A 13,117-nucleotide genomic window follows, 5' to 3' on the forward strand; every position below is an offset into this window, starting at 1 on the left:
GCATGCGCCGGGCGTCCCGGCGCGAATGACTGGGGAGGGGCGTATCTTGAGCGTCTATCGTGCGGATGGAGCGGTCGGCAGGGGGTTCTCGGCATATCGGCTCCTGCCTGACAGGTTGCGCCGGTCAGGCCTGGCGTCCGCCGAACCGGTGCTTGGCCGCATCGGCGACCTGGAGGTTCGCGTCGCGGCATCCAGGACTGAGGTTCGGGCCGCGCAGGCCTTGCGCTACCAGGTCTTCTACAGCCAGGGCGGAGCGAAGCCTTCGGCGCTCCAGCGTGTGACGCGCCTCGACAAGGATGCGTTCGACCGCATCTGCGACCACCTGATCGTGCTGGACAAGAGCCTGCCCGGCAGCACCGCACAACAGATCGTCGGCACTTACCGCCTGCTCCGGCAGGAGAGGCTGCCCGTCGGCGGACGCTTCTATACCGAGCAGGAATTCGAGATCGGATCGCTCGTCCGCCGCCACCCGCACAAACGCTTCCTGGAACTTGGCCGCTCTTGCGTCCTGAAGAATTATCGCGGCAAACGGACCGTGGAACTCTTGTGGCAGGGCATCTGGGCCTATGTGCTGCGCCATCGGATCGACGTCCTGTTCGGCTGCGCATCGCTGGCCGGAACGGACCTCGCCACCCTGGAGACCTCCCTGTCATTCCTGCGCGAGAACGCGTCGGCACCCGACGAATGGCAGGTCAGTGCCCTGCCGCATCGGCACGTTGCGATGGGCGCCAGCCGCTGCGCAGACCCGCGCCGTGCGCTTGGCGGGCTGCCTCCGCTCCTGAAGGGGTATCTGAGGCTCGGGGGGTACATCGGGGACGGCGCAGTCGTCGACCGGCAGTTCGGCACGACCGATGTGCTCGTCGTCCTGCCCGTTTCGCGTATCAGCGCACGCTATGTCAGCCATTACGGCGAGGATGCGGGCCGCTTCGCCGCCTAGCCGATGCGGACGATGGAGCGCGTGGTCATGTCCACCACGATGGGGCGGCCTTCATAGTAGAAGTAGCCGTAGACGCCATTGCCGCCTTCGGCCTGATGCACCTCCACGTTCTGCGGCACCGAGGCACCGACGGAGGGCGGCGAGGGAAGCCGGGCGTCTTCGGTCGGGTGCTGGAGGGCATAGTCGTAGATCGACGGGGCGGAGTCCTGCGCCAGCGCGGCGCCGGCAAGGCAAAAGAGGGCCACGACGGCGAAGCCGAGTTTGCGCATCATACCAACCATCCCTTCGAACAGACCCTAAACTAGCATTCGCCGCTGAACGCTGCATGAACGCTTTCTGCTCATATCGTGCGTTTGCGCCCGGCTGCAAGAACCCGTCCGTTGATGTGGACGAGGCGCCGCCGCCGCTTCCCACGCCGAGGCTCGGCGGATAGAAGTCCGGCATGAGGCAGAGCGCATTTTCACCCCGGACCTTGCGATGAGCGAAGCGGACACCGCCCCGACGCCCATGATGGCGCAGTACCTTGCCATCAAGGAGGCCAATCCGGACTGCCTCCTGTTCTACCGGATGGGCGATTTCTACGAGCTGTTCTTCGACGATGCGGTCAAGGCGGCCGCGGCGCTGGGAATCGCACTGACCAAGCGCGGCAAGCATCGGGGAGAGGATATCCCGATGGCCGGCGTTCCGGTGGTTTCATCCGAGGATTATCTGCAGCGCCTGATCGCCGAAGGCTTCAGGGTCGCGGTCTGCGAGCAGACCGAAGACCCGGCCGAGGCGAAGAAGCGCGGTTCCAAATCGGTCGTCGCAAGAGACGTCGTGCGGCTGGTCACGCCGGGCACCATCACCGAGGAAACCCTGCTGGAGCCGGGCCGCCCCAACTACCTTGCGGCCATCGCGCGGCTCGGGGGCAGCGGCGCCGGTGCCGAGTATGCCATCGCCTGGACGGATCTCTCGACCGGCCATTTCCGCATCGCCGGTACCGACCGGGACAGGCTTTCGACCGATATATCGGCGCTCGAGCCGAGCGAGCTGATCTATCCGGACCAACTTTCAGGCGAGCCCGAAATCGTGCCGCTGGTGCGCCGCCTGCAACGCGCTGCCCGGGCGGAGCCGTCGGTCCTGTTCGACGGCGCGACGGCCGGTGAGCGGTTGTGCCGCTTCTTCGGCGTGTCCACCCTGGCCGGGTTCGGCGCGTTTTCGCGGGCCGAGCTTTCGGCCGGCGCGGCGCTGGTATCCTATCTCGGCAAGACGCAGTTTTCGGCACGGCCGGCGCTCGAGCGTCCGCGCAAGGTGGTTCCCGGCTCGACCATGCTGATCGATCCGGCAACCAGGGCCAGCCTGGAGTTGACGCGCACCCTGTCGGGCCGCAGGCAGGGTTCGCTTCTGGCAACCATCGACAGGACGCGGACGGGGGCGGGCGCCCGGCTTCTGGCGGCGCGCCTCGCCCAGCCCCTGACAGACCCTGCCGCCATCCGCGAGCGGCACGATTCCGTGGGGTTCTTCGTTGAGGAACCGGCCATCGCCACGGCGCTTCGGCTGACCATAAAGGGTGCGCCGGATCTGGAGCGCGCGCTGTCGCGCCTGTCGCTGGACCGGGCCGGCCCCCGCGACCTCGGCGCCGTGCTCCAGACGCTCGACCGGTTCCGCCAACTGCAGGACCTCATGGCAGGAGCGGTCTTGCCGGCCGAACTGGCCGCAGCCCTCGGCGCCATTGCCGCCGTACCGGCCGAGCTGGAGCGGCTGCTATGCACCCTTCTGGCCGACGAGCTGCCGCTGCAGAAGCGCGACGGCGGCTTCATCGCAAGCGGGGCGATCGGGCCTCTGGACGATGCCCGCGCCCTTCGCGACGAGTCGCGCCAGTATATCGCCGCGCTGCAGGCCCGCTATATCGAGGAAACCGGCGTGCGGAGCCTGAAGGTCAAGCACAACAACGTGCTCGGCTACTTCATCGAGGTGCCGGAGGCGCAGGGCAAGTCGCTGCTCGGCTCCTATGCGGGCTTTACGCACCGGCAGACCATGGCCAGCGCCATGCGCTTCGCGACGGTAGAGCTGGCCGATCTCGAGGCCCGTATCGTCGAGGCCGGGTCCACCGCACTCAAGCTGGAGCTCGAGGCGTTCGACCACCTGCGCGCGGCGGTGCTGGCCGACATGGCAGCCTTGCGGGCCGCTGCCGATGGCGTTGCGGTTCTGGACGTGTCGTCAGCCCTCGCCGATCTTGCGCGCAGCGACGCCTGGGTGCGGCCCGAGGTGGACGATACCCTGTCCTTCTGCATCGAATGCGGCCGCCATCCGGTGGTGGAGGCGGCGCTCAAGGCCGCTGGCGGGGAGGCGTTCGTGGCCAATGATTGCGACCTGTCGCCACCCGCCGGGTCCGGTGGCAAGGGCGGCGCGATCTGGCTTCTGACGGGGCCGAACATGGGCGGCAAGTCCACCTTCCTGCGGCAGAACGCGCTGATGGCCGTTCTGGCCCAGATGGGCGCCTTCGTGCCGGCCACCAAGGCGCGCATCGGCATCGTCGACCGCCTCTTCTCCCGCGTGGGGGCTTCCGACGACCTCGCGGAGGGTCGGTCCACCTTCATGGTCGAGATGGTGGAGACCGCCGCGATCCTGAACCAGGCGGGGCCGCGGACGCTGGTGATCCTGGACGAAATCGGGCGCGGTACGGCAACCTATGACGGGTTGTCCATCGCGTTTGCCGCGGTCGAGCACCTGCATGAGGCCAATCGCTGTCGCGCGCTGTTCGCCACCCATTTCCACGAGCTGACGGCGCTTGCCGCGCGCCTCGGCCGGCTCAGCAACGCGACCATGCGCGTGAAGGAGTGGGAAGGGGAAGTGATCTTCCTGCACGAGGTGAAGCCGGGCGTCGCCGACCGCTCCTACGGCATCCAGGTGGCGCGGCTGGCGGGGCTTCCGGCGGCCGTCGTGGAGCGTGCGCGCCATGTGCTTTCAGAACTGGAGAAGGGTGAGCAAGGCGAGAAGCGCACTGCCTTCGTGGACGACCTGCCTCTGTTCTCCATGCTGTCGAAGCCCGCTCCCGTGGCGGTGCCACCGAGGGTGGAGCCGGTGCTGGAAGCCTTGAAGGCACTGGAACCGGACGCCATGACGCCGCGCCAGGCGATGGATGCCCTGTACGAGTTGAAGCGGCTGGAGCGCTCTGCGGCTTTGCCGCAGGGGAGAAAGGGGCTATAGCCGCGCCAGACCTATTTCAGACGGATATCCATGGCCTCTCACGATGCCCGACCCCGCCGCGGCGGAGCGCATGTCCAGGACCAGCTCCGCATCGCCGAGATCGTCGACGTCGCCCAGCTGACGGCGGACCTTGACAGGATCGGCGCGGCGCGCGGGGACAGTCGGCCGGCCCTGCTGCAGCGTTTGCGCCAGGCCAAGGACGAAGGGCGCGCGGAGGCCGAGCGCATGCTCTTCGAGGACGGCAGCGGCCTGCTTTGCGCACAGCGCATCAGCGTGCTCCAGGACATCCTGATCCGCGCCATCAGCGAATTCGCGCTGGACCATGTCTTCGAGGCGCAGAACCTGTCCGCCGCGGAACGCGTAGCCGTGCTGGCGGTGGGCGGCTACGGGCGCGGCACGCTGGCGCCGGGCTCCGACATCGACCTTCTGTTCCTGCTGCCCTACAAGCAGACGGCGCTGGGCGAGCAGTGCGCCGAATACCTGCTCTACCTGTTGTGGGATCTCGGCTTCAAGGTCGGGCATGCCACCCGATCGGTGGAAGAGTGCATCCGGCTGTCGCAAAGCGACTTCACCATCCGCACCGCGATCCTGGACCGGCGGCTGATCGTCGGCAACGCGGCGCTGTTCGACGAATTGTCGCAGCGCTACGACAAGGAGATCGTCGCCGGCACCAGCGCCGAGTTCATCGCGGCCAAGCTGGCCGAGCGCGATGCCCGCCACGCCCGCTCGGGCGATACGCGCTATCTGGTCGAGCCGAACGTCAAGGAAGGCAAGGGCGGCCTGCGCGACCTGAACACGCTGTTCTGGATCGCCAAGTATCACTACGGCGTCGGCACCCCGGGCGAGCTGGTGACCGCCGGCGTCCTGTCGCGGCGCGAGGGACGCCTCTTCGACAAGGCGGAGGATTTCCTGTGGGCCGTCCGCTGCCACATGCATTTCCTGACCGGCAAGGCGGAGGAGCGCCTGTCCTTCGATATCCAGCCCGAAATCGCCGACCGCCTCGGCTACAGCACCCACCCCGGCCTGCGGGAGGTGGAGCGGTTCATGAAGCACTACTTCCTCATCGCCAAGGATGTCGGCGACCTGACGGGCATCCTCTGCGCCGCCCTGGAAGAGGAAAACGCCAAGCCACCCTCGGGCATGGTCCGACTGTTGGGCAGTCTGCGCGGCCGGTCCCGGTCGATCCCCGGAACGCTGGCCTTCCAGATCGACAATGGGCGCATAAACGTCACCTCCCGGACCGTCTTCTCGGACGATCCGGTCAACCTGATCCGCATGTTTCGCCTGGCGGCGCGGCATGAACTGGACTACCACCCCGACGCTCTGAAACTGGTGCGCCGCTCGCTGCGCCTGATCGATGCGAAGCTGCGCGACAATGCCGAGGCCAACAGCCTTTTCATCGACGTCCTGACCGATCGCCACAATCCCGAACTGCATCTGCGCCGCATGAGCGAGGCAGGTGTGCTGGGACGCTTCATCCCCGATTTCGGACGCATCGTCGCGATGATGCAGTTCAACATGTATCACCACTACACGGTGGACGAGCATCTGTTGCGCTCCATCGACATCCTGTCGCGCATCGAGCGGGGCCTCTACCGGGACGAGCTGCCGCTGATCGCCGGCATCATCGGTACGATCAAGGATCGCACGGCGCTCTACGTGGCGCTGCTGCTGCACGATATCGCCAAGGGCCGCCCGCAGGATCATTCCATCGCCGGAGCGGCGATCGCGCGCCGCCTGTGCCCGCGCTTCGGGCTCGACGAACGCGAGACCGAACTGGTCGAGTGGCTGGTTCAGGAACACCTGACCATGTCCATGGTGGCCCAGCAGCGCGACCTCAACGACCGCAAGACGATCCTCGATTTCGCCGAGAAGGTGCAGTCTCTGGACAGGCTTCGCCTGCTCGTCATCTTGACCGTGTGCGATATCCGCGCCGTGGGGCCGGGCGTATGGAACGGCTGGAAGGGCCAGTTGATCCGCACCCTCTATTGGGAGACCGAGCCGGTGTTGACGGGCGGCTTCACGCAGATGTCGCGGTCCAACCGGGTGGCGCTGGCGCGGAGCGAGCTGGAAGCGCGGCTTGCCGAATGGCCGGAGGCAGACCGCAAGGCAGCCCTGGAGAGCCATTACGACAATTACTTCCTGACCGTGCCGCTGGAGGACCAGGTGCGGCTGGCCGAGTTCATCCGCGGGACGCAAAGCGCTTCGCTGGCCACCGACATCCGGACGGACCGCTTCCGCGGCATGACGGAAATCACCGTCATCGCTCCGGACCATCCGCGCCTCCTGTCCATCATCGCAGGCGGCTGCGCCGCCGCCGGGGCCAACATCGCGGATGCGCAGGTGTTCACCATGGTGGACGGGCGCGCCCTCGATATCGTCACGATCAGCCGCGCCTTCCCGGACGACGAGGATGAGTTGCGCCGTGCCGAGCGCGTCGTGCGCAATATCCGCGACCTTCTCGGCGGCAAGGAGGCCATGCCCACGATGCTGGCGCGCCGCCGCACGCGCGACCTCTCCACCTTCGCCGTGGCGCCGCAGGTGCGGATCGACAATGCCCTGTCCAACACGCTCACCGTCATCGAGGTCGAGGGGCTGGACCGGCCGGGATTGCTGAGCGACCTGACGGGCGCGATCTCCGATCTCAACCTCGACATCCGCTCGGCCCACATCTCGACCTATGGCGAGAAGGCGGTCGACGTCTTCTATGTCACCGACCTGATCGGCATGAAGATCACCGGGGAAAACCGTATCGAGCGGATCGAAAGGCGGCTGGCCAGCGTGCTCGAAAGCGCCGAGGGAGAGTTGAGCTCGAGCACCGCAAGCCGCGAACCCTCGATGTCGGGACTGGGACGCGCGTGAGCCTGGTATCCAAATTCGCGACTGTCGGCGGCGCAACGCTCGTATCGCGCATTTTCGGCTTCGCGCGGGAAATGATGATGGCGTCGGCGCTCGGCGTCGGGCCCGTGGCCGACGCCTTCAACCTGGCGTTTCGCTTCCCCAACCTGTTCCGCCGTTTCTTCGCCGAGGGTGCGCTGAACGCCGCTTTCGTGCCGCTGTTCTCTCGCGCGCTGGAGGAGGAGGGCGAGGCCGGTGCACGGCGCTTCGCCACGGAGATTTTCTCCTCGCTGACGCTGGTGCTGTTTACGCTGACCATACCGGCCATCGTCTTCATGCCGTTCCTGGTGCGCACCATCATCGCACCCGGCCTCAACCTGTGCATCGATGAGGCGGCGGCCGCGCAGGCGCTGAGCTGCGCCGACCGGTTCGACATAACCGTCGCCTTCTCGCGCATCATGTTTCCCTACCTGGCCTCCATGTCGCTCGTGGCCATGGTGAGCGGCATCCTGAACGCCTATCGCCGGTTCTTCGCAGCGGCGGCGGCGCCGGCGCTGCTGAACGTCTTCCTGATCGCCGTTCTCGGCTGGTCGCTCTGGACCGGACAGACCACGCGAACACTCGGCTTTGCCATGAGCTGGGGCGTTTTGGCCGCCGGCGTCGCGCAATTCGTGATGGTGGCCGTCGCCATGCGCATGGCCGGCTTCTCGATCGCGCTGCAACGCCCGCGCTGGACGCCGGGGCTGAAGCGGCTCCTGGTGCTGGCGGGGCCGGCGGCGCTGATCGGCGGCATCACGCAGATCAACCTCTTCGTCGGGCAGGCCGTCGCGTCCTTCAAACCGGGCGCGGTGTCCATTCTCACCTATGCCGACCGCCCCTACCAGTTGCCGCTCGGCATGGTCGGCGTGGCCATCGGCGTCGTGCTGTTGCCGGAGCTGTCGCGCGCCTTGAAGGGCGGGCGCCTCGCCGAGGCCCAGCACACGCAGAACCGCAGCCTGGAGTTCGCGCTGTTCCTGACACTCCCGGCAGCCGTCGCCCTGTTCATCATTCCAGAGCCGATCGTCCGTGTCATCTACGAGCGCGGTGCCTTCGGCCCGGATACGACGGCGGCGGTGGCCGCCGTCCTCGGCATCTATGCGTTGGGCCTGCCGGCCTTCGTGATGATCCGCGTGTTCACGCCCGGCTATTTCGCCCGGGAGGATACGCGACGCCCGATGCTGGTGACGGTGGCGTCCGCCGTCGCCAACACGGTGCTGTCCGTCGGCCTTTTCTTCGTGATGGAAGAGAAGGGCATAGCGCTCGCCACGACGCTGGCCGGATGGCTGAACGCCCTTCTGCTGTTTCATGGCCTGTATGCACGCGGCCTCTGGGCCGTCGACGGACCATTGGTGCGCCGATGCCTGATGCTGCTGGTCTGCGCCCTTGCCATGGGCGGCCTCTTGATATTCGCGATGCCCCTGCTGGACGGATGGATCATGCCGTCGGCCGGGCTGCACCGGCAGCTGGCCGGCATTGGCGTCCTGGTGTTGATCGCCATGGCGGCCTATTTCGCGTTGTGCCTTCTGACCGGGGGTGCCGATCGGCAGACGGTGGGCCGGCTGCAGCGGCTCAGGCGGCCACGTCGCGGCGCTTGATCGCGGCGGCGCGGCGATCCATAAGACGCCCGTCACGAAAGGACGAAGCGTCATGGCGGAATTCACGCAGCGGGTATTTTCAGGCGTCCAGCCGAGCGGCAATCTGCATCTGGGCAACTATCTGGGCGCGGTCCGCCGGTGGGTGGAGCTGCAGGACAGGTATCCGTGCATCTTCTGCGTCGTCGACCTGCATGCGATCACCGTCTACCAGGAGCCGAAGGCACTGGAACACGCCACCCGCGAAGTGGCCGCCGCCTACATCGCCGCCGGCATCGACGCGAAGAAGCACATCGTCTTCAACCAGAGCCGCGTGCCGGAGCACGCCGAGCTGGCATGGCTGTTCAACTGCGTCGTTCGCCTTGGCTGGCTGAACCGCATGACGCAGTTCAAGGACAAGGCGGGCAAGGACAGGGAGGCGGCCTCGGCCGGGCTCTACGTCTACCCGTCGCTGATGGCGGCCGATATCCTCGCCTATCGCGCCACGCACGTGCCGGTCGGCGAAGACCAGAAGCAGCATTTGGAACTGACGCGCGACATCGCCGCCAAGTTCAACCACGACTATGCCGAACGCATCGCCGAGCGCGGTGTCGGCGTGCCGACGACGATCGGCGAGGAGACCGTGGATGCCTGGTTTCCGCTGACGGAACCGTTGATCGACGGTCCGGCGACGCGCGTGATGAGCCTGCGCGACGGCACCAAGAAGATGTCTAAATCCGACCCTTCCGACCTGTCGCGCATCAACCTGACCGACGACGCGGAGCAGATTTCCCGTAAGATCCGCAAGGCCAAGACCGATCCGGACGGCCTTCCCTCCGAGCTCGCCGGGCTGGCCGGCCGGCCCGAGGCCGACAACCTGGTGGGCATCTATGCGGCCCTGGCCGGCAAGGGCCGGCAGGACGTGCTGGCCGAGTTCGGCGGCCGCCAGTTTTCCGAGTTCAAGCCGGTGCTGGCCGACCTTGCGGTGGAGGTGCTGTCGCCGATCTCGGCCCGTATGCGCGAGCTTCTGGCCGATCCGGCCGGTATCGACGCGACCCTGCGGGATGGTGCCGGCCGCGCCCGCGAGATCGCAACCGCCACGATCGCCGAGACGAAGGCGATCATGGGGCTGATCGACAATTGACATGAACAGCGCGGCTGCCCGCTTGCGGGCGGCCGCTGCGACTGCCATTTTGCCGCCATGGTTTCAAAACGCATCGGCCGCCACGAAGGCGGCAAACGAAAATTCCTGGCCGTCATCGACGAGACGCCCGAATGCACCAGGGCGGCGTCCTATGCCGCGCGGCGCGCCAAGGCCAGCGGCGGCGGCGCGGTCTTCCTCTATGTCATCGAGCAGGACGAGTTCCAGCACTGGGCCGGGGTCGAGAAGATCATGCGGGCGGAGGCTCAGGCCGAGGCGGATTCGCGCCTGTCGCGCATTGCCGAAACCCTGCGCGCCGAAGTCGGCATCGAGCCGGAACTCGTCGTGCGCGAAGGCAAGAAGGAAGAAGAAATCCACAAGCTGATCGAGGCCGACCGCGAGATCGCCATCCTGGTGCTGGCGACCAGCCAGGGGAACGAGGGCCCGGGCCCGCTCGTCTCCGCCGTCGCCGGGCGGTCGGGTGGCTTCGCCATCCCCGTGACGATCGTACCGGGCGCCCTGACCGAGGAAGAGATCGAAAGCCTCTCCTGACCGTGCCGGTTGCGCACTGTTGCCACCGGACTTACATGATGTTCACACATTTCCGACGACAAAGGCCCTGAAGCCATGTTCATCCAGACCGAAACGACACCGAACCCGCAGACGCTGAAGTTCCTGCCAGGTCGTGTGGTGCTGGAACAGGGCACCGCTGAATTTCTCGACGCCGAAGACGCAGCTCGCCGCTCGCCGCTGGCCGCGCGCCTGTTGGGTATCGACGGCGTGACCGGCGTCTTCTTCGGATTCGACTTCATCACCGTCACCCGCGACGACACGGCATGGCAGCATCTGAAGCCGGCGATCCTGGCCGGCATCATGGAGCATTTCATGTCGAACCAGTCCGTCATGGCGGACGATGCCGGCCATGCGCCCTCCGGCTCGGATGCCGGCGAAGAGTTCTACGAGCCGGGCGACGAGTCGGTCGTGGCGACCATCAAGGAACTGATCGAGACCCGCGTGCGGCCTGCCGTGGCGCAGGATGGCGGCGATATCACCTTCAAGGGATTCCGCGAAGGAACCGTGTTCCTCAACATGCGCGGGGCCTGCGCCGGCTGTCCGTCGTCCACGGCGACGCTGAAGCACGGTATCGAAAACCTGCTGCGCCACTTCGTGCCCGAGGTCGAGGCTGTCGAAGCCGTGGCCGCCTGACGCGAACCCGCAGCTCTGATGACTGCCGTGAGCCGCGACTCATCGTACGATAATCGCTACTGCCTCCTCCTCGACACCGCCGCGGCCCGTTCCGCGGCGGCGGTCTATGACATGCAGGCCATGCAGATCGTGTCCTGCGTCGACAGCCTGATCGGCAAGGGCCACGCGGAACTGCTGCTCGACCAGGTCGCCGAGGCTCTGGTCGGGGCCGGTATCGTCATGCGCGACCTGTCGCGGATCGGCGTCACCGTCGGGCCCGGATCGTTCACGGGGCTCAGGGTGGGCATCTCCGCCGCGCGCGGCCTGGCGTTGGCGCTCGATATAGAGGCGGTCGGGGTCGGGACTCTCGAAGCCCTGGCTTTTCCCTGGCTGCGGCAGGGAGGGCCGGTGCTGGCCGTGCAGGATGCGCGGCGCGGCGAAGTCTTCGCGGCCCTGTACGACGCCGACGGCGGCGTGATGGCCCCCGCCGCGGCGCTGTCGCCGGCGGCGGCCGCTTCCCTCGTGCCGCAGGACGGTCGGCTGCTGCATATCACGGGTTCCGGTGCGGAACTCGTCGGGCCTCTGATCGCCGGCGGTTTCAAGCAGCTTCACGATTACGAGGGCTTTCCGCAGGTGGCCGCGATCGGGGCCATCGCGGCGACGCGGCAGCCGGGAGAGCCGGTGCGACCGCTGTATCTGCGCGGGGCGGATGCCAAGCCGCAGGCCCCGGTTGCCGGAATCAGCCGAACGGGGCTTCCATCCGCCTGAATCGGCTTCTACAGGATGTCCGAAGGGATATCCCGAGGGGCACGCATGGTTTGGCATCTTCCCTTGAACTGGACACTGGCATTCTGGGAGGGGCTCTTGGGGCAGGGCGGTTCCTATGTCGCGACGGCGCTCGTCAGCGAGCAGGACCTGGCGGCCGTTGCGGCTGTCCATGGCGGTGCCTTCGCCCATGCCTGGGATGAGGACGAGTTCGCGGCGCTCATTGCCCAGCCCGGCACGTTCGGCTTCGTGGCGCGGCGCGCCGGCCATCGCGAGCCGGAAGGGCTCGTGCTGGCACGTCTTGTCGTGGACGAGGCGGAAATCCTCACCATCGCGGTCGACCGGAGCGCGCGCGGCAAGGGTGTCGGGCGCCTGCTGATGGACATGGTCCTGCAACATCTGCATGCCGAACGCGCGCTGGCCCTGTTTCTCGAGGTCGACGAAACCAACGTGCCTGCGCTTGCGCTGTATCGCCGGTTGCGGTTCGAAGAGGTGGGCCGCCGCCCTGCCTATTATCCCGGCCCCGATGGCCAGCGCACCAGCGCGCTGATCATGAAGCGCACCCTGCGCGGCTGAGGGCGCGATGCCGGGGCGCTTGCGAATCGCTGTCGTCGCCGTCGGCCTCGCCGGGTTGACCGCCGTGCTTGCGCCCCTCCAGCTGCTGGCCATGCGGTTCCAGTGGCCGCTGGCGCGTCGGCTGCCGTTCCTGTGGCATAGGGTCGCCGCCCGCCTGTGCGGCATGCGGGTGCATGTGCGCGGCCAGGCCGAGTCGGGCCGCCCCCTGCTGATTGCCGCCAACCATCAGTCATGGGCCGACATCGTGGCGCTGGGCAGCGTCATGCCGCTGAGTTTCATCGCAAAGTCCGAGGTCGGCACCTGGCCCGTCTTCTCCGTTCTCGCCCGCCTGCAGCGCACCGTCTTCGTGACGCGCGGCGAGCGGCGCCAGACGGGGCGACAGGCCGCGTCCATCGCCGAACGGCTGCGCACGGGCGACGTCATGGTGCTGTTTGCCGAGGGGACGACCTCGGATGGCAACCGGGTGCTGCCCTTCAAGACGGCGCTGTTCGGCGCGGCCCAGGCGGCGCTGCGGGGCGCCGGGCAGGATCGTGTGTTGATTCAACCCGTGGCCGTAGCCTATACGCAGGCGCATGGACTGCCGCTGGGTTTTCATGGGCGTCCGCTTGCGGCCTGGCCGGGACACGTCGCGCTGATGCCGCATCTTCTGGCGTTCCTGCGCTGCGGCGCGGTGGACGTGGAGGTTTCGTTCGGGGATCCGGTCGAATTCTCCGAAGGCTCGGACCGCAAGATCGTGGCGCGGCGGTGCGAGGCCGGCGTCCGCGTCATGCTGGAGGCCAGCCTTTACGGCCGGCGCCCGCAGGAAAGCATCGCAAAGCATGGGGACGGAACCTGAGGGCGCTTGCGCAGCCGCCTTATCGGGCCGATATTGAAGGA

General features: G+C 67.3%; 11 protein-coding genes. 10 read left to right on the forward strand and 1 reads right to left on the reverse strand.

The annotated features are described in order from the left end of the window. Positions 1-46: 46 nt before the first annotated feature. The gene (locus IGS74_RS05400) at positions 47-937 is read left to right on the forward strand and encodes a GNAT family N-acyltransferase (protein WP_246722958.1); all 891 of its coding nucleotides are present in this window, start codon (positions 47-49) and stop codon (positions 935-937) included. Here IGS74_RS05400 and IGS74_RS05405 read toward each other — a convergent pair. Continuing rightward, entirely contained in the window at positions 934-1,209 is a 276-nt protein-coding gene (locus IGS74_RS05405) for a hypothetical protein (RefSeq protein WP_192389982.1), read from the reverse strand. The two genes, IGS74_RS05400 and IGS74_RS05405, sit on opposite strands and share 4 nt — an antisense overlap. A 205-nt stretch (positions 1,210-1,414) precedes the next feature. Here IGS74_RS05405 and mutS point away from each other — a divergent pair, with 205 nt between their 5' ends. The 9 genes from mutS to IGS74_RS05450 all read left to right on the forward strand — a co-directional run bounded on the left by mutS (position 1,415) and on the right by IGS74_RS05450 (position 13,076). Next, positions 1,415-4,126 carry a DNA mismatch repair protein MutS gene (gene mutS / locus IGS74_RS05410; RefSeq protein WP_192389984.1) on the forward strand — a complete coding sequence of 904 codons (2,712 nt, stop codon included), beginning with the start codon at positions 1,415-1,417 and terminating at the stop codon, positions 4,124-4,126. Between the two features lie 30 nt (positions 4,127-4,156). Further along, complete coding sequence (locus IGS74_RS05415; protein WP_192389986.1) at positions 4,157-6,988, forward strand: [protein-PII] uridylyltransferase; 2,832 nt, start codon at positions 4,157-4,159, stop codon at positions 6,986-6,988. Next, complete coding sequence (gene murJ / locus IGS74_RS05420; RefSeq protein WP_192389988.1) at positions 6,985-8,598, forward strand: murein biosynthesis integral membrane protein MurJ; 1,614 nt, start codon at positions 6,985-6,987, stop codon at positions 8,596-8,598. The genes IGS74_RS05415 and murJ overlap by 4 nt, the downstream gene beginning before the upstream one ends. A 52-nt stretch (positions 8,599-8,650) precedes the next feature. Continuing rightward, entirely contained in the window at positions 8,651-9,718 is a 1,068-nt protein-coding gene (trpS, locus tag IGS74_RS05425; protein WP_039188354.1) for a tryptophan--tRNA ligase, read from the forward strand. 57 nt (positions 9,719-9,775) lie between these two features. Continuing rightward, the gene (locus tag IGS74_RS05430) at positions 9,776-10,267 is read left to right on the forward strand and encodes a universal stress protein (protein ID WP_039188356.1); all 492 of its coding nucleotides are present in this window, start codon (positions 9,776-9,778) and stop codon (positions 10,265-10,267) included. 75 nt (positions 10,268-10,342) lie between these two features. Continuing rightward, on the forward strand, positions 10,343-10,921 hold the full coding sequence (locus IGS74_RS05435; protein WP_039188360.1) for a NifU family protein: 579 nt from the start codon (positions 10,343-10,345) through the stop codon (positions 10,919-10,921). A gap of 27 nt (positions 10,922-10,948) precedes the next feature. Continuing rightward, positions 10,949-11,668 (forward strand): tRNA (adenosine(37)-N6)-threonylcarbamoyltransferase complex dimerization subunit type 1 TsaB, encoded by a 720-nt coding sequence (gene tsaB, locus IGS74_RS05440; RefSeq protein WP_192389990.1) that lies wholly within the window; start codon positions 10,949-10,951, stop codon positions 11,666-11,668. A 45-nt stretch (positions 11,669-11,713) separates the two neighbouring features. Continuing rightward, entirely contained in the window at positions 11,714-12,241 is a 528-nt protein-coding gene (locus IGS74_RS05445) for a GNAT family N-acetyltransferase (RefSeq protein ID WP_192389992.1), read from the forward strand. Positions 12,242-12,260: 19 nt separating this feature from the next. Continuing rightward, positions 12,261-13,076, forward strand: a complete 816-nt coding sequence (locus tag IGS74_RS05450; RefSeq protein ID WP_348641886.1) for a lysophospholipid acyltransferase family protein — start codon at positions 12,261-12,263, stop codon at positions 13,074-13,076. Positions 13,077-13,117: the final 41 nt, after the last annotated feature.

It is taken from the genome of Aureimonas sp. OT7 (genome assembly GCF_014844055.1).
GTDB lineage: Bacteria > Pseudomonadota > Alphaproteobacteria > Rhizobiales > Rhizobiaceae > Aureimonas > Aureimonas altamirensis_A.